At 67.2% G+C, this 16,531-nt stretch carries 19 protein-coding genes and 1 pseudogene; 12 read left to right on the plus strand and 8 right to left on the minus strand.

The window, feature by feature from the left end:
• Positions 1-15 precede the first annotated feature (15 nt).
• The 8 genes and pseudogenes from A5764_RS20170 (at position 16) to A5764_RS20205 (ending at position 5,758) form a co-directional block, all read left to right on the plus strand.
• The gene (locus tag A5764_RS20170; protein ID WP_067116101.1) at positions 16-1,263 is read left to right on the plus strand and encodes an NAD(P)/FAD-dependent oxidoreductase; all 1,248 of its coding nucleotides are present in this window, start codon (positions 16-18) and stop codon (positions 1,261-1,263) included.
• 4 nt (positions 1,264-1,267) lie between these two features.
• On the plus strand, positions 1,268-2,368 hold the full coding sequence (locus A5764_RS20175; RefSeq protein WP_067116104.1) for a methyltransferase: 1,101 nt from the start codon (positions 1,268-1,270) through the stop codon (positions 2,366-2,368).
• Positions 2,369-2,410: 42 nt separating this feature from the next.
• Positions 2,411-2,554: pseudogene (locus tag A5764_RS27730) on the plus strand (NAD(P)-binding protein); the annotation flags it as partial.
• A 122-nt stretch (positions 2,555-2,676) separates the two neighbouring features.
• Positions 2,677-3,228 (plus strand): RNA polymerase sigma factor, encoded by a 552-nt coding sequence (locus A5764_RS20185; RefSeq protein WP_067116111.1) that lies wholly within the window; start codon positions 2,677-2,679, stop codon positions 3,226-3,228.
• Positions 3,225-3,929 carry a Rieske (2Fe-2S) protein gene (locus A5764_RS20190; protein ID WP_067116114.1) on the plus strand — a complete coding sequence of 235 codons (705 nt, stop codon included), beginning with the start codon at positions 3,225-3,227 and terminating at the stop codon, positions 3,927-3,929. The genes A5764_RS20185 and A5764_RS20190 overlap by 4 nt, the downstream gene beginning before the upstream one ends.
• A gap of 40 nt (positions 3,930-3,969) precedes the next feature.
• Positions 3,970-4,452, plus strand: coding sequence for a cupredoxin family copper-binding protein (locus A5764_RS20195; RefSeq protein WP_082951814.1), 483 nt, complete (start codon positions 3,970-3,972; stop codon positions 4,450-4,452).
• On the plus strand, positions 4,449-5,381 hold the full coding sequence (locus tag A5764_RS20200) for a metallophosphoesterase (protein WP_067116119.1): 933 nt from the start codon (positions 4,449-4,451) through the stop codon (positions 5,379-5,381). Before A5764_RS20195 ends, A5764_RS20200 begins: the two co-directional genes overlap by 4 nt.
• Positions 5,378-5,758: a hypothetical protein gene (locus A5764_RS20205; RefSeq protein WP_067116122.1), complete on the plus strand. Its 381-nt coding sequence runs from the start codon at positions 5,378-5,380 to the stop codon at positions 5,756-5,758. The genes A5764_RS20200 and A5764_RS20205 overlap by 4 nt, the downstream gene beginning before the upstream one ends.
• Before the next feature lies 1 nt (position 5,759).
• Here the strand turns inward: A5764_RS20205 and A5764_RS30140 are convergent, their stop codons facing one another.
• The 8 genes from A5764_RS30140 to A5764_RS20245 form a co-directional block, all read right to left on the minus strand.
• On the minus strand, positions 5,760-7,454 hold the full coding sequence (locus A5764_RS30140; protein ID WP_067116126.1) for a PecA family PE domain-processing aspartic protease: 1,695 nt from the start codon (positions 7,452-7,454) through the stop codon (positions 5,760-5,762).
• 402 nt (positions 7,455-7,856) lie between these two features.
• Positions 7,857-8,324, minus strand: a complete 468-nt coding sequence (locus tag A5764_RS20215; RefSeq protein ID WP_067116129.1) for a lipoprotein LpqH — start codon at positions 8,322-8,324, stop codon at positions 7,857-7,859.
• The gene (gene rfbC / locus A5764_RS20220) at positions 8,314-8,922 is read right to left on the minus strand and encodes a dTDP-4-dehydrorhamnose 3,5-epimerase (RefSeq protein WP_067116295.1); all 609 of its coding nucleotides are present in this window, start codon (positions 8,920-8,922) and stop codon (positions 8,314-8,316) included. Before rfbC ends, A5764_RS20215 begins: the two co-directional genes overlap by 11 nt.
• Before the next feature lies 1 nt (position 8,923).
• Positions 8,924-9,919 carry a dTDP-glucose 4,6-dehydratase gene (rfbB, locus tag A5764_RS20225; RefSeq protein WP_067116131.1) on the minus strand — a complete coding sequence of 332 codons (996 nt, stop codon included), beginning with the start codon at positions 9,917-9,919 and terminating at the stop codon, positions 8,924-8,926.
• A 26-nt stretch (positions 9,920-9,945) separates the two neighbouring features.
• Positions 9,946-10,812 (minus strand): LLM class F420-dependent oxidoreductase, encoded by an 867-nt coding sequence (locus A5764_RS20230; RefSeq protein ID WP_067116134.1) that lies wholly within the window; start codon positions 10,810-10,812, stop codon positions 9,946-9,948.
• Between the two features lie 34 nt (positions 10,813-10,846).
• Positions 10,847-11,707, minus strand: coding sequence for an LLM class F420-dependent oxidoreductase (locus A5764_RS20235; protein ID WP_067116137.1), 861 nt, complete (start codon positions 11,705-11,707; stop codon positions 10,847-10,849).
• 29 nt (positions 11,708-11,736) lie between these two features.
• Positions 11,737-13,221 (minus strand): ATP-binding protein, encoded by a 1,485-nt coding sequence (locus A5764_RS20240; protein ID WP_067116140.1) that lies wholly within the window; start codon positions 13,219-13,221, stop codon positions 11,737-11,739.
• Between the two features lie 5 nt (positions 13,222-13,226).
• Positions 13,227-14,906, minus strand: coding sequence for an FAD-dependent oxidoreductase (locus tag A5764_RS20245; RefSeq protein ID WP_067116143.1), 1,680 nt, complete (start codon positions 14,904-14,906; stop codon positions 13,227-13,229).
• Positions 14,907-15,166: 260 nt separating this feature from the next.
• On the opposite strand from A5764_RS20245, the gene infA reads away from it, so the two are divergent.
• The 4 genes from infA to rpsK all read left to right on the plus strand — a co-directional run bounded on the left by infA (position 15,167) and on the right by rpsK (position 16,522).
• On the plus strand, positions 15,167-15,388 hold the full coding sequence (gene infA / locus A5764_RS20250) for a translation initiation factor IF-1 (RefSeq protein WP_003418601.1): 222 nt from the start codon (positions 15,167-15,169) through the stop codon (positions 15,386-15,388).
• A 54-nt stretch (positions 15,389-15,442) separates the two neighbouring features.
• Positions 15,443-15,556, plus strand: a complete 114-nt coding sequence (rpmJ, locus tag A5764_RS27735) for a 50S ribosomal protein L36 (RefSeq protein ID WP_003879483.1) — start codon at positions 15,443-15,445, stop codon at positions 15,554-15,556.
• A 165-nt stretch (positions 15,557-15,721) separates the two neighbouring features.
• Positions 15,722-16,096, plus strand: a complete 375-nt coding sequence (rpsM, locus tag A5764_RS20255; RefSeq protein ID WP_067116146.1) for a 30S ribosomal protein S13 — start codon at positions 15,722-15,724, stop codon at positions 16,094-16,096.
• Between the two features lie 6 nt (positions 16,097-16,102).
• Entirely contained in the window at positions 16,103-16,522 is a 420-nt protein-coding gene (gene rpsK, locus A5764_RS20260) for a 30S ribosomal protein S11 (protein ID WP_067116150.1), read from the plus strand.
• Positions 16,523-16,531: the final 9 nt, after the last annotated feature.

The raw sequence follows: 16,531 nt of genomic DNA on the forward strand, positions 1-16,531 counted from the left end.
GTAGGAGGTTTGACGATGGACCCACTGCTGACGCTGCCAGCCCGGTCGCTTCGGATCCTCGTCGTCGGCGCGGGCGTGAGCGGCATTTCCGTCGCCCGGGGATTATTGCGTGACGGCCATGACGTCACCGTCTTCGACCGGCGGCCGGATGTGAAGGCAGGCGGCGGCGCCGTCACCATCTGGTCCAATGGCTCGGTCGTTCTGGGGCAGCTGGGGGTCGATATGGACGGGGCCGGTCAGCCACTGTCCACCGTGCGGGTCACGACACCGATGGGCCGCTCGGTCGCCACGATGGACCTGAGCGCCATCATCGATCGGCTGGGGGCACCGGTTCGGATGGTGCCACGCCGAGTCCTGCTCGAGCGTCTGCTGGAAGGCTTTCCGACCGATCGAATCCGGTGTAACACCCGTGCGGTCGGAGTCGTCAATACGCACAACGGGGTTCGGCTCGAGTTCGAAGACGGCAGCTCCGCCGAAGGAGATCTGTTGATCGGCGCCGATGGCCTGCACTCGATGGTTCGAGGCATCGTCGGTGCGCCCCCCGCGAAGCCGACCGGCTGGTGCAGCTGGCAGGGGCTGGTCACCCTGCCAGACATCGGCGACAAGCACGTCGCCCAGATGATCATCGGCGAGCACGGAAACCTTGGACTATGGCCGGCCGGAGGTTCGGATCTGCAGTGGTGGTTCGACTTGCCGTGGTCACACGACTTCGTCAGACCGGAAAGCCCGATCGACATGATCCGGTCCCATTTCGGAGGATGGTCCGACTTGGCCGACCGAGTGCTCGCGACATTGACCGACGAGGACCTGGCCCCGTCGCCGTTCCCGCATTTTCGGCATCCGGTACCCGGCCCGGGCCACGGGGCGGTGACGTTGCTCGGCGATGCCGCGCACACGATGCCGCCGACCCTGGCGCAGGGAACCAATCAGGCGCTGCTCGACACGATGGTCTTGTGCAAGGCGCTTTCGGATTTCCGAAAGGGCGGCGACGGGGTGCGCAGCAACCTCCGCGACCTTTCGAACGCGCTGCGCTGGTATGAGAAGACCAGGCGCCGCAAGGTCGAGGCGGTGTCCTGGGTGACCACGCAGCAAGTGTCGCGCAGCGAGTCCGCGCTGAGGCCGGCGGCGATGATCTCGGACCGCTTCATGAGCTGGGCCCTGACAACGTTTCTGTGCGCGGTGAGTCACCGCCGGATGTCGGCGAAAATCAGCAGAGACCTCGCGGCCGCTGCGACCACCCATCTCGTCGGTGCGAATGAATAAGTCGATGGCTTCAAACTTCAAGGCCACCAAGGTGCCACCCGCGTGGCTGGCCCGCGCTGTCGAGTGGATTCGCCACTACCTGTATCGGCTTCATCAACGGCTGACACCCGCGCCGGCAGCGATGATGGAGATGATCATTGCCACCTGGACATCGCAGGCGATCACCGTGGCAGCCCAACTCGGCGTCGCCGACGCCCTGGCCGACGGCCCGCTGCCGATCGACGAGCTGGCGGCCCGGGTGGGCGCGGACGCGGACGCGCTGCACCGGCTGCTGCGGGCATTGATCGGCAAGGGCGTCTTCCGACATCGCCCCGACGGACGCTGTGAGCTGAATTCCCTTGCCGGTACGCTGCGTTCGGACGCGCCGATCTCGATGATGTGGGCGGCGCAGTTCTACGGGTCACGCGAACAGCGCGAGCGCTGGACCCTGATGGCGGACGCGATCCGCACCGGAAGTACCGTCGTCCCGGCACTGCGCGGCGCGGAGAGCTTCGACTACTTCGCCGGGTACCCGGAGTTCGCCGAACTCTTCAATCAGACGATGACGAGCGTTTCGCAGCTGACGGACGGGTCGGTGGTCGCCGGCTACGACTTCAGCGCCTACCCCACGATCGTCGACGTGGGCGGCGGGCGGGGTCCACTGCTGGCCGCCATCCTGGCGGCGGCGCCGGATTCCCGGGGCGTACTCTACGACCTGCCGCGGGTGGTCGCGGACGTCCCAAAGCTGTTGCGCGACCGCAACCTTGCGGACCGGGTGTGCATCGCGGAGGGGTCGTTTTTCGACAGCGTTCCGTGCGGCGGTGACGCCTACATCCTGAAGAACGTCATCCACGACTGGCCCGACGAAAAAGCGGTGCAGATCCTGCGTAACGTCCGCGCGGCAGCCGGACCACTGGCCACGGTGTTGCTGGTCGAACTGGTCATCCCCGAGCACGACCGCGACTTCCCCGGGAAATGGGTGGATTTGGAGATGCTGCTGAATTTAGGCGCCCGCGAACGGACCGCCACCCAGTATCGAGATCTGCTCAGCCAGGCCGGATTCCAGATGACACGGGTGGTGCAGACCGCTTCGCCCCTCAGCGTGGTCGAGGCCCGGCCGGCGTAAGTATCACCGCCGCGCTGCCGGCCGGGTTAGCCTTTACCCCGTATGCACACCATCGAGGCCGACTACCTGGTCGTCGGCGCGGGCGCCATGGGAATGGCGTTCACCGACACGCTGGTATCCGAGACGGACGCCCGCGTGGTGCTGGTGGACCGCAGCCACCAGCCGGGTGGGCGCTGGACCACGGCCGGAATGGCCAAGTCGGCGCTGTCGGCCTCCGCCACGAAGCTTGACCGGCTGATGCTCGAACCAAGACGCGTTCGCCGAGACCCCGTGTAACCCGAGCTGATATTGATCGGTGAAGGAGGCACGTGGCGGCACAAAAGGAACCCGTCGACCCGCGCCCGCTGCGCGCGGTGCCCGACAGTGGTTATGGCGAGGGTTATCCCGATTGGGAGGCCGTGTACCAGGACAACGCGACCTGGGTGTACCGGACGCTGTTCGCGCGGGTCGGCAACCGGGCCGACGCCGAGGACCTCACCGCCGAGGTTTTCCTCGCCGCGCTGCGGCCGCTGCGCTTGACCGCGAGCGTGGGCGAGGTCCGCGCCTACCTGCGGGCCACGGCCCGGACGGTGCTGGCCGCGCATTGGCGCGAGACCATGGGCCGGGAGATAACCTCGATCGACGACATCGAACAACCACCCGACAGCGAGGAGGCGATCAGCACCGCGCCCCAGCGTGTCGCGAAGGTTCTCGACACGCTGCCGGACCGGTATCGCCAGATTCTGGAAATGCGTTTCTTGCAAGGAGATTCGATCAAGGAGGCCGCCGCCGAGCTGGGCATCAGCGTTGCCAACGCCAAGGTGCTTCAACACCGCGCCCTGCGGCTGGCGGCACAGGTCAACGATGGAGGCCACTCATGAACGCGCGAGGTTTGCGCCGCTACGTCGATGACTTGCTGCGGGGCCGCCGCCCCAAGCCGTTTGCGCCCGACGACTTCGAGGCGGCGCAGATCCGGACGGCGATCGAGCTGCGAGCCGCCCGGCAGGACGGCGACGCGCCCAGCCAGGAGTTCCTCACCGATCTGCACCGCCGACTCGCCGAGCAGATGACCGGCGCGCCGCCCGAAGCGGCGCCGAAGCCGAACACGACGCGCCGCCAGGTCATCGTGGGGACGTCGGCCGCCGCGGTCGCCGCGGCCGCCGCGGTCTCCATCGATCGAGCCGTGATCGGCGTCCCCGCCGAAGGCCCCGCCTCTGATGTCGCAGCCGGCCAGCTCACGCCGAACGACGGAAGCTGGCAGCCGGTGGCGGCCAGCTCGGACGTGCCCGACGGCGTGATGCATCCGTTCGACCTAGGTTCGGTCAGCGGCTTCGTGCGCCGGGTCGATGGCAAGGCCCAGGCCGTGTCCGGGGTGTGCACCCACCAGGGCTGCCGGCTGTGGTTCGACGCGCCGGCGGACACGCTGCGCTGCCCCTGCCACACGACGTCGTTCTCGCCCACCGGTCAGGTGCGCACCCACCAATTGCCGATCGCGCCAAAGCCGTTGCCGGCGCTAATCGTTCGCGAGGTCAACGGGGTGATCGAGGTGTTCGCCCCGCCGCACCGCGACGAACCGGCTTAGGGGTTTTGGAACGGTGTAACCCACCGCCCTATCTCTTGGCATGACCACCATGCTTCGAAAACACCGGGCCTTCGTGGCCTCGGTTGCCGTTGCCGCCCTATTGCTGGCCGGATGCTCGAGTTCTCGGCCGGCTGCGCAGCAGCCATCTCCGTCGATCACCTTTGGCTCCGCCGCCAGCGGCACGCCGGGAATGCCGGGCATGAGCCCGATGCCTCCGATGACGGGTGCTTCCACGGGCGCACCGTCGGCAACCGATTCGCCCGCGGCGGCCGTCGGCGACGCCGTCACCATCGACAACTTCGCCTTCGCGCCGGCGACGCTGACGGTCCGGGCCGGCAGCACCGTCACGTGGACCAACAAAGACGAAGAGCCGCACACCGTGGCCGCGACCGACGGGTCGTTTCACTCGCCCGGCATGGGTACGGGGGCCACGTTTTCGCACATCTTCCCCAGCGCGGGGAAATTCGACTACGTGTGCTCGATTCACCCGTCCATGCACGGCACGGTGGTGGTGACGCAATGAGCAGTCAAGACCCGCGCAACATGAACCGCCGCCAGCTCATCCGCCACACGGCATGGTTCGGCGCGGCGGTCGGCCTCGCCGTCGCCGGCGGTGAGGTCATCTCACACGTCGCCGGCTCCGCTTCGGCCGAGCATGCGCCGGCCAGGCCTGCCCTGCGGTTCGCCCAAATCAGCGACAGCCACATCGGATTCACCGGCGCCCCCAATCCCAACGTCGCCGACACCTTCGGCCACGCCATCGATCGGGTCAACAATCTCGGCTACACACCGGATTTCGTCATCCACACCGGCGATCTCACTCACCTGTCCACCCCGGATCAGTTCGATCAGGTGAAGCAGATGATGAGCAAGCTGCAATCGCCGCACGTCTTCACGGTGCCCGGCGAACACGACTCGGTCGACGACGCGGGACAGAAGTACCGCAGCGTCTTCGGTGCGGGAACCCGCGGCGACGGCTGGTATAGCTTCGACATCGCCGGCGTGCACGTGATCGCCCTGGTGAACACGTTGAACCTGAAGAAGCTTGGGCATTTGGGCACCGACCAGTTGGGCTTCGTGCAAAAAGACGTCGCGGGGTTGTCCAGTGACACCCCCATCATCGTGTTCAGCCACATCCCGTTGTTCGCGATGTACCCGGACTGGGGTTGGGGAACCGACGACGCCAGCCAGGCGCTGAGCTACCTGAGCCGCTTTTCGTCGGTCACCTGCCTCAACGGGCATGTGCATCAGCTGTTTTCCAAGACCGAAGGCAACGTCCACTTCTACAGCGGAACGACGACCGCCTACCCGTTACCCCACCCCGGCGACGGCCCGGCGCCGAAGCCGGTCACACTGCCGGCCGGCAAGCTCGGCGACGCCCTGGGCGTCCGTGAGGTCAGCTACACCAAAGGGCAGACCGCCCTGGCATTGAAAGAGACCAAGCTGCAATGAGACTCATTCTTCGACTCGCCCTGGCGCTCGCGCTGGCGGTCAGCGCCGCCAGCCATGCCTACCTGTATATCCATGGCTACCAACATATTCCGATGATCGGGCCCGCGTTCCTTGTCCAGGCCAGCGTTTCGCTCGCGCTGGCGGTGCTGATCATCGGGGGCGGTCCCTGGTGGCTGGAATGGGCCGCCGCCGCGATGGCGGGCGGGTCCCTGGTGGCGTTCGTGCTGTCGAGGACCGTCGGACTCTTCGGCTTCACCGAACACGGGTGGGACCCATCGCCCCACGCGGCCATCACCGTCGTCGCCGAGGTGCTGTGCGTGCTGCTGTGGGCGGCCGCGTTCGTCAGGTTGCCGCGGTCCCGGCCCGTGGCCGCCTGACTCAGGTGTCGAAATACATCGTCCCCGTGCCGCCGGGGCTGTAGGAGAGGTAGATCGGTGTCTGCGTGAAGGGATACACCCCGGTGTTGAAGTAATCCAGGTTCGACACCACCTGTGGGAGGTTGGGGGCCGCACCGGCCACCGTCTGCGAGTACAGCAGGGTTCCGCCGTTGGCGGTGTAGACCGAGATGGTGTCTCCCGCCGGAACATAGCCGTTGAAGATCTGACTGAGCGGCAGTAGCTGCTGGGGGACGGCGCCGAAGGCGCCACCGGAATCGATGAAGGACGAGACGTTGCCGCTGAGCAAGCCACCGCCGATCGACACGTACAGGGTGGTGATCGGCGCTCCGGGCAACGAGGCGTAGGAGGGCAGCGGGTTGCCACCGAACTGGAAATAGCCCCCGGGCTCGTTGAAGAGCACGCCCTGACCGAGGGTGCCCGGCAACGCCGCGATCACGGGGCCGGGGGCGCTACCCGAATTCATGTGCCAGGTCCCGGCATTCGTTCCGACACCCATCACGGCAAATCCGTTCGAACCCGGAAGCGTCTGGCCGTTTTGGGTTACCGAGGTGATGACGCCGATGGTGGTCGGCGTGGTGATGATCCCATTGCCGAAATTCACCGGTGCGTTATACGTGGTGAACGTTTCGCTCAAGCTGCTTGCGCTGTTGCCGTAGGTGGCGGTGCCCGATCCGGTGGCAGCGCCGAGCGTCGCCAGGTTGACGTATTGGGGCGGGACCAGCAGACCGGTGGAACCGGTGTCGACGATCACTTGGGATGGCGGCCCGCCGGCTATGGAGATGAGTGCGTCGGTGCGGATGCCATCCGCGTACAGCGCAACGGTGGGCGGACCACCGATGGCGCCGGTGGCCCCGTGGGTGCCCAGGAAGCCGCCGAGCCCCCCGGCACCGCCGGAGCCACCCAAGACTCCGCCCGTCCCGCCCGGCCCGCCGACGCCGACCAGCAATCCGCCACGACCGCCCGTACCGCCGAGGCCCGCCAGTTCGCCCCCCAGCCCGCCGGGCCCACCGTTGCCGAACCACAGCGCGCTGCCGCCGGTGCCGCCGACGCTCAGGGGTCCTCCGATACCGCCGGCCCCGCCGGTGCCCCACAGCAATCCCGCGGTGCCCCCGATTCCGCCGGGTGCGCCCCAGCCGCCCATTCCGCCGGTGCCGCCCGTGCCGATCAATCCGGCCGGCCCGCCGGCACCGCCGGGCACGCCGGTGGCGATGCTGTCCCCGCCGTTGCCGCCGCTGCCGATCAAGATCCCACCCGGCCCACCGGCGCTCCCGACGCCTTGCGCGGTGGTCGTCCCGTCTGCGCCGTGACCGATCAGGGGACGTCCCAGCAGTATGTTGGTCGGCGCGTTGATCACGCCGAGCACGTCTTGCTCGAGGACCTGCAGCGGATTGGCGTTGGCGGCCTCGGTGGCTGCATAGGCGCCCGCGCCGGCGTTGAGCGTCTGCACCAGCTGGGCGTGAAACGCCGCGGCCTGCGCGCTGAGCGCCTGATATCCGGTCGCATACCGGGAAAACACCGTCGCTATCGCCGCCGACACCTCATCGTCGGCGGCCGCCATCACCCCGTTCGCGCGCGCGAGCGCCTGCGCATGGGCCGCGTCGATCGCGGAACCGAGGCTCACCAAGTCTGTTGCCGCCCCGGACACCATTTCGGGCGCCGCGATCACAAACGACATCTGACACCTTCCCAACCCCGGCCATCAGCGATAAGCGGATGGTAGGCGTGCCCGGCCGCGAAATTGCGTGTTTTCGACGACAATCCGGCCACCCGAAAGTCGTGTCGACGGCGGACCGCGGGGCGTTCGTCAGGAAGGCTCTGTGCCGCAGAACTTTTCGATGATTGCGTCGGTCTGGGCCGTCGTCGCGAAGCTTCCGCCGAGAAACTGGATCGACCAGTGGTGCGACGCCTCGACGGCTGAACAGGCGCGACGCGTTCGTGTTCGTGGACCCCGTGCTGGTGCACTTTGTCAGGTCCGCCCAAGCCAAGGCGGACGCGCGATGAAAGTGCTCCTTTCCAAGGATGATTCGGCGGCTTTGGAAGCCAGCTTGTGCTCGCGGTATGGCGGCGCCCGGAGAGCCTAGGGGCAGGTGACGTTGACCTCGAACGGCTTACGGACCTGCGCGCCCGTGCTGTCGATGCCGCTGGCGATGCCGGTGATCTTGTAGGTGTTGCCCGCCTTGGTGGCAGTGGCGTTCTCGCCGGGCACACCCTCGGTGAAGCTCATCACCACTCCGTCGACGGTGCCGAGGCCCGCGTTGTGGACGGCAGATCCGTCTTGCTCGAGGCCGACGATGATGCCGGTGGCCATGTCGCCGACCGCGATGGAGAACTTGCCGTTGTTCGTCGCGCACGCCACCTGGCCACTGACGTTCTGGGGTTGGCCGTCGACGATGACCCGTACCGGCCCGGCCGCCGCAGCGCCGGACGGCGTTGTGCTGGACGGCGTTGTGCTGGACGACGTTGTGCTGGACACGGTGTCGCCGTTGGAGCACCCGGCCGCGCCCGCGACGTCCACGGCGGCGGCGACCAACAACTCACGCTTCACGCATACCGCTGATGAAGCTCTGCGTCTCCTCCCAGGAGGGCAGGAGGCCGGCGGCGCGCACCTCGTCGAAGCTCGGGGCCGCGGCATCGCGATCGGACAGACTGGGCGCGGCGCCGTCGACCAGCGGCCAGTCGATTCCCAGCGCGGGGTCCGTGGCGCAGATGGTGTGCTCGCGCTCCGGGTTGTATTCCGCCGAGCACAGGTACATCACCGTCGAGTTGTCTTGCAGCGCAAGGAAACCGTGACCGAGGCCCTCGGAGATGTAGATCGTCCTGCGGTCGGAGTCGTCGAGCAGAACCGAGTCCCACTGGCCGAAAGTCGGTGAGCCGACCCGGATGTCGACGACGACATCGAAGACCGCGCCGGATACGCACGTCACGTACTTGGCCTGACTCGGCGGCAGCTGCGCGAAGTGCACCCCACGCAGCACGCCGGCCGCCGACACCGAACAGTTGGCCTGCCGCACGTCCAACCGATGGCCGGCGAAGGAGGTGAATCCGCGGTCGGTGAGCCACTCGAAAAACATGCCACGCGAGTCGCCATGGATCCTCGGGGTGATCTCCCAGGCGCCGGGGACCTTCAGCTCGCGAACGTCCATCTCACCGCCCACGTTCGGCGTAGCGGGCTTCGGCGGCGTCCTTCAGAGGACGCCACCACGACTCGTTGGCGCGGTACCACTCGATGGTGGACCGCAAACCCTCTTCGAAGTCGGTATGCTTTGGCGCCCAGCACAATTCGTCGTACAACTGCGACGGGTCGATGGCGTACCGCAGGTCGTGGCCGGCGCGGTCGGGCACCTGGTCGAAGTCGTCCGGTTCGCGGCCCATCATCTGCAGCAGCGTGCGCAGCACGCTGAGGTTGTCGCGCTCACCCTCGGCGCCGATCAGGTAGGTCTGGCCGATCCGGCCCTTTTCGAGAATTCGGCGGACCGCGCTGTTGTGGTCCTCGACGTGGATCCAGTCGCGGACGTTGGCGCCGCGGCCGTACAGCTTGGGTCGCCGGCCGGTGAGCACGTTGGTGATCTGGCGCGGGATGAACTTCTCGATGTGTTGATACGGCCCGTAGTTGTTGGAGCAGTTGGAGATCGTCGCGCGCACGCCGTAGGACCGCACCCAGGCCCGGACCAGCATGTCGGCGCCGGCTTTGGTCCCCGAGTACGGACTCGACGGGTTGTAGGGCGTCGATTCGGTGAACCGCTGGGGGTCATCGAGCTCCAGGTCGCCGTAGACCTCGTCGGTGGAGATGTGGTGTAGCCGCACACCGTAGCGCCGCACCGCCTCGAGGATGGTGTACGTCCCGATCACATTGGTGCGCAGAAAGGGTTCCGGGTCGTCCAGGGCGTTGTCCACGTGGCTTTCGGCGGCGAAATGCACGACCGCGTCGGACTCGGCGACCAGGGTGTCAACCAGCGGGGCGTCGGTGATGTCGCCCTCCACCAGCCTGATGGCGTCTTCAACGTCGGCAAGCGACTCGCGCCGCCCGGCGTAGGTGAACGCGTCGAGCACCGTCACGGAATCCTCGGGGTAATCGCGCACCGTGCTGTGCACGAAGTTCGCGCCGATGAATCCGGCTCCGCCGGTGACCAGCAATCGCATGGTCAAACCCTAACCGAGCGGGATCCTCAGCTTGGGGGAGTTAGCCCTAATGGCCCGGCCAGCTCGCTCAGCGCGGCCACCAACGCGTCGTCATTTCCGCTGCCCAGCACCTGAATCGCGACGTGATCGGCGCCGGCTTCGCAGTGTTGGTTGAGGCGTCGGGCAATGTCCTGCGGGGTGCCGTAGGCCACCACCGCGTCGATCAGCCGGTCGCTCCCGGGCTTGCGGATGTCGTCGTGGGTGAACCCCAGCCGCAACCAGTTGTTCACGTAGTTGCTCAGGTCGAGATAGTGGTCGACGGTCTGGCGGCCCACGGTGCGGGCTTCGCCGGCGTCGTTGCTGAGCACCACCTTGTGCTCGGGTGCCAGAAACACCGACTTGCCCACCTCTTCGCGCGCCTTGGCGGTGTGCTCGGGTGTGGTCAGGTATGGGTGGGCCCCGGCGCTGCGCTGCGCCGCCAGCCGCAATACCCGCGGCCCGAGCGCCGCGAGCACCCGGCGGCTGGTGGGCACCATCGCGGCGTCGAGCGCGTCGAGGTAGCCGACCAGGGCGTCGTAGGGCTTCACGTACTCCTGGGTGTGCTCGCGGTGGCCCGCCCCGAGGCCGAGCAAAAACCTTCCCGGGTGGGCGTTTTCGACGCGCTTGTAGGACTCGGCGACCGTCGGTGCCGGCGCGGACCAGATGTTGACGATCCCGGTGGCCAGTTGCAGCGCGGTGGTCTGCTCCAGGACCGGGTCGACCCAGGCCAGTTCCGCGTCGGGCGAACCGCCGACCCAGACGGCGCCGTACCCGAGCGATTCGATCCTGGCGGCCAGCTCGGGTGTGATCGAGCGGGTGGGCAGCCACACCCCGAACCGGCCCAGGTCGGGTTTCAGGCCAGCTGCCTCGGTCATTGGATCCCCCTCGAAGATGCTTAGTTCGGATGGCTCAGGGCTGGGTCAGCCCGAGCGGTCCGGCCAGTTCGGCCAGCGCCGAGACAAGGTTTTCATCCTTCGTGAGGACCTGCACGGGGACGTGGTCGGCGCCGGCGTCGAGATGCTCCTTTAGCCGTGCCGCGATCTGGTCCGGGGTGCCGTAGGCGACGAGGGAATCGACCAGGCGGTCGCTGCCCGGACGGGTGACCTCCTCGTCGGAAAAGCCCAGCCGCTTCCAGTTGTTGCGGTAATTGGCCAGATTGAAGTAGACGTCGAGCGCCCTGCGGCCCACGGTGCGGGCCTTCTCGGCTCCTTCTTTGTCCGGGGTGGTCAGCACGGCCTTGTGTTCGGGCGCCAGGAATGCCGACGGGCCGATCAGTTCGCGGGCCTGCGCGGTGTGCTCGGGAGTGGTCAGGTAGGGGTGGGCGCCGGCGGCGCGTTCGGCGGACAGTTTCAGCACCCGTGGGCCCAGGGCGGCCACCACGCGACGGTTGGCCGGCACGCCGTACTCGTCGAGCTGCTTCAGGTACTCCACCAGCGCGTCATAGGGCTTGCGGTACTCGGTGTGGGCCTCGGGATGCCCGACGCCGATGCCGAGCAGGAAGCGCCCCGGGTATGCCTTGTCGATGCGGTGGAACGACTCGGCCACCGGCTTGGCGGCCGCGGTCCAGATGTTGACGATCCCGGTGGCAAGCTGCAGCTGCGTCGTGGCCTCGAGGATCGGCTCCACCCAGGCCAGCTCGGCAGGCGGTGAGCCGCCCACCCAGACGGCCCGGTAGCCCAAGGACTCGATTTCTTTGGCTTGCTGTGGCGTCACGCCGCGTCCGAACACTCCGAACCGGCCGAGGTTGGGCTTGCTGGCTGCATCGGTCATGGTTCTTCCGAACCCGCCGGGTGGTGGCGCTATTCCTCGGCGGGTTGGATCTCGAGCGGCAGCAGGACGATGAATCGAGTGTCCCCTGGAACCGATTCCACCCGCAGATCCCCGCGGTGCTTCTTGACGATGATGTTCCACGCCAGATCCAGCCCGAGGCCGGTGCCCTCCCCGACCGGCTTGGTGGTGAAGAACGGCTCGAAGATGCGCTCGCGCACGTCGTCGGGGACGCCGGGCCCGGTGTCGCAGATCTCGATGCGGGCCATCTTCTCGCCTTCTCGGCGGGTGCGGATGGTCAGGGTGCCGCCTTTTGAACCCGGACCGTCGCGCATCGCGGCGATCGCGTTGTCGATGATGTTGGTCCACACCTGATTGAGATCGCCTGGGTAACAGGGAATTCGGGGAAGCGACTTGTCGAATTCCTTGACCACCTGGACTTTGGCGCCTTTGCTTGGATTCGGGCCCAATCGATCGGCGAACATCGTGAGCGTGCTGTGCAGCAGTTCGTGGACATCGGACACCTGGAACGGGGCCCGATCCATCTGCGAATACTGCTTGGCATCGGCGACCAGCGCCGAGATCCGCTTGCTCGCCTCCAAGATCTGGTTCAGCAGCAGCTCGCCCTCCACGGTGTAGGTCAGCCAGCGGATCGCTTTCTCCAGCGAGGTCGACACACCGAACTCCTCGGTCGCCGCGGCGATGCGTTCCAACCAATCGGTGTCGATGCCTCCCTCGACGAAGGTCGGTGCGATGTCCCAACCGCCCTTTATGCCGTGGTCCTGAAGCCATTCGCCGACGCCGTCCTCCAGGTCGGCCGTCTCGATCGCGGTCATGTTCGCCGAGGACGCCTTGGTCACCTGGGCCGCGACCTCTTCCTGCAGCCGCACCAGTGCCCGCAGCGCCTCCGGGGTGACGGTTCCGTCGGCGAGCATCGCGAGTTTTTGGCGCATCCCGGCGACCCGCTGCCGTAGCTCGGCCGCGGCGCGGACCGTGGCGGCGGCGGGGTTGTTCAGCTGATGTGTCAGCCCGGCGGACAACTGGCCCAATGCGAGCAGTTTCTCCCGGTTGTCGATGATCCTGCGGGTGCGTTCCAGGCCGACCGCCATCCCGTCGAGCAGGTGGACGGCCATCGGAAACTGGTCCCTCATGAAGTGCGCGAACGCCGGCGCGTCGAGCACGAAGAACCGCGACGGCTTGGTGACGTACACCGTCGCGTCGTAGCTCTGATGTTGCGGCTGACCGGTGAAGGCACGCCACGCGCCGCAATACACCCCGCGCTGTGAGGTCCGGTTTGTCTCGATCTCCTGACCGCCCGAGAGCTTCGACATCGCTAGTTCGCCCTCGATCAGGACGTATAGGCACGTTGCCGGTTCGCCCTCGATGCAGATCGGGCCGGGTCGGTACTCCGCGATGTGTCCGCTGGCGCACAACGCTTCAAGTTGCTCGTTGGTGAGCGCCTCGAACAGGAACAGGGTGCGCAGCTCGTCGGGCTGACACGGCGTCTTGGCGGTCATGCCCGCTAGGCCTTCGCCAGGTAGCGGTGCACCAGCATCACGGCCATCGACCCTTCGCCGACGGCGGCCGCGACGCGCTTGGCGGACTCGGCGCGCACGTCGCCGGTGGCGAACACACCGGGCACGCTGGTCTCCAGGTGATGGGGCGGACGGTCCAGCGTCCAGCCGCACACGTTGCGCAGGTCCGGTCCGGTGAGGATGAAGCCGTGATCGTCGCGGGCGAGCACTCCGTCCAGCCATTCGGTGCGCGGCGCCGCACCGATGAAGATGAACATGCGGGCGCAGGTGACGTCCTCGGTGTCCCCGGTCCGGTTGTCGACCAGGGTCAGCTTCTCCAGGTGGTCGGTCCCGGCGGCGCAGCGCACCTCGGTGCAGGCGCGAACCGTGATCTTGGGGTTCTGCTCGATCTGCTGGATCAGGTAGTGCGACATCGACGCCGCCAGCGACGGGGCGCGGACGACGATGGTCACCGACTTGGCCTCGCGGGACAGGTACATCGCGGCCTGGCCGGCGGAGTTGGCCCCGCCGACAACGTAGACCTCCTCGCCGGCGCATTCCGATGCGATGGAGACGGCCGCCCCGTAGTACACGCCCCGGCCGGTCAGCTCGGTGCACCCCTCCGCCGGGAGCTGTCGGTAGGCAACGCCGGTGGCCACGATGACGGCATGGGCGTCGATGGAGCCGCCGTCGGCGAAGCGCACCGTGCGTTTGGGACCGTTGACCTCCAGCGCGACGGCGGTGCGCGCGGTGATGAGTTCGGCCCCGAACTTCTCGGCCTGCCTGCGGGCGCGATCGGCCAGCTGGCCGCCCGAGACGCCGTCGGGGAAGCCGAGGTAGTTCTCGATCCGAGAGCTCTGGCCCGCCTGGCCGCCGGTCGCGGTGCGTTCGATGAGCACCGTGCGCAGGCCCTCGGAGGCGCCGTAGACCGCCGCGGCCAGGCCCGCCGGGCCGCCGCCGATGACGATCAGGTCGTAGAACTCCTGCGACGGGGTGGTGATCAGGCCCAGCGTGGCGGCCAATTGGGCGTCGCTGGGTTCGACCAGGGGGTCGCCGCGCTCGGTGACCACGACGGGCAGCCGCAGCCCGTCCTCGCCGGCGGCCTGCAGCAGCCGCTCGCCCTCGGGCTCGTCGGCCATGAACCAGGTGTAGTAGAGGCCGTTGCGGGCCAGGAAGTCGCGGACCTGCCAGGACCGCGCCGACCAGCGGTGCCCGATCACCTTGGTGTGCGGGATGGGGTGTTCCGGCGTCCGCTTCCAGGCGTCCAGCAGCGCGTCGACGACGGGGTAGAGCTTTTCTTCCGGCGGGTCCCAGGGCTTGAGCAGGTAATGGTCGAGGTCGACGACGTTGATCGCGTCGATGGCGGCATGCGTGTCGGCGTACGCGGTGAGCAGCACGCGGCGCGCCGTCGGGTACAGATCCATCGCCTGCTCGAGGAACTCGATGCCCGTCATCTGCGGCATCCGGTAGTCGGCGATGAGCGTTGCGACGGTTTCGCCGCGCAGTTTGAGCTGCTTGAGGGTGTCTAGGGCCTCGGTGCCCGATTCGGCTCGGATGATCCGGTGCCCCTCGCCGTAGTGGCGGCGCAGGTCCCGTGCCACCGCGCGGGACACGGAGGGATCGTCGTCGACGGTCAGGATGACGGGTTTGCGGGGCTGGGCGGTCTCGCCGGCAAGGGGTCTGCTCATCGGCGTCAAGTATGCGCTCGTCAGCGGCCATGTGGGAGGCGGGGAAGGCGGTCCCGATTCCTCCCTCAGCGATTTTGGCCAGGGCTGATGACCAGGTATCGTGGAACAACGGTGCGGCATCCGCGCCGACTCTTTGTGTGCCCAGTCCCTCGGAAATTCTAGGAATTTCCTGTCACCGGCTCACGTTTGAAGTCGGGGTAAATGTTGCGCCGATCCGGGCGCTATTCGAACGAAACGAATGACGAGGATTTCTGAAAAGTATGGCCAAGAAGGACGGTGCCATCGAGGTCGAGGGCCGCGTGGTCGAGCCCCTGCCCAATGCGATGTTCCGCATTGAGCTGGAGAACGGTCACAAGGTGCTCGCCCACATCAGCGGCAAGATGCGGCAGCACTACATCCGCATCCTGCCCGAAGACCGGGTGGTGGTCGAGTTGTCTCCCTACGACCTGTCCCGGGGCCGCATCGTGTACCGGTACAAGTGACGTAAAGCCCGAAGCAACCACCGACGAGTAGACAAGAACAGGATCGAAACAGCCGTGAAGGTGAACCCGAGCGTCAAGCCAATCTGTGACAAGTGCAGGGTGATCCGTCGGCATGGGCGGGTCATGGTGATCTGCTCCGATCCGCGCCACAAGCAGCGCCAGGGCTAAGCCTTTTAGGTCGCCCACACAACTGAATGCAGACCTCCCAGCACCAGTGAGCGGCTGGCATCTATAGAGATGGGCCGCTCATCCACGCCCGGACGGAGGCCGGGCCCCCTTCAAGGGGAACGGGCTGGGATCAGACCTCCGCAGAGATAAGAGGAAACGCCACCCATGGCTCGACTAGTGGGCGTCGATCTGCCGCGCGATAAGCGGATGGAGATCGCCCTGACCTACATTTTCGGCATAGGCCGTACCCGCTCGAACGAGATTCTGGCGGCCACCGGCATCGAAAGAGACCTGCGCACCAGGGACCTGACCGATGACCAGCTCACCCACTTGCGTGACTACATCGAAGCCAACCTCAAGGTGGAGGGTGACCTGCGCCGCGAGGTGCAGGCCGACATCCGCCGCAAGATCGAGATCGGCTGCTACCAGGGCCTGCGGCACCGCCGCGGCCTGCCGGTGCGCGGCCAGCGAACCAAGACCAACGCGCGGACCCGCAAGGGCCCCAAGCGCACCATCGCAGGCAAGAAGAAGGCCAGGTAATCCCCCATGCCACCAGCCAAGAAGGCAGCCTCTGCCCCCAAGAAGGGGCAGCACAAGACCCGTAAGCGGGAAAAGAAGAACATCCCGCACGGCGCCGCGCACATCAAGAGCACGTTCAACAACACGATCGTGACGATCACCGACCCGTCGGGCAACGTCATCGCCTGGGCGTCGTCGGGTCACGTCGGCTTCAAGGGCTCGCGCAAGTCGACGCCGTTCGCCGCCCAGCTGGCCGCGGAGAACGCCGCGCGCAAGGCCCAGGAGCACGGCGTGAAGAAGGTCGACGTGTTCGTTAAGGGCCCGGGCTCGGGCCGGGAGACCGCGATCCGGTCGCTGCAGGCCGCGGGGCTGGAGGTGGGTGCGATCGCCGACGTCACCCCGCAGCCGCACAACGGATGCCGGCCGCCCAAGCGCAGAAGGGTCTAGGAGGGAATC

This window comes from Mycobacterium sp. 852002-51057_SCH5723018, assembly GCF_001667035.1.
Classification (GTDB): domain Bacteria; phylum Actinomycetota; class Actinomycetes; order Mycobacteriales; family Mycobacteriaceae; genus Mycobacterium.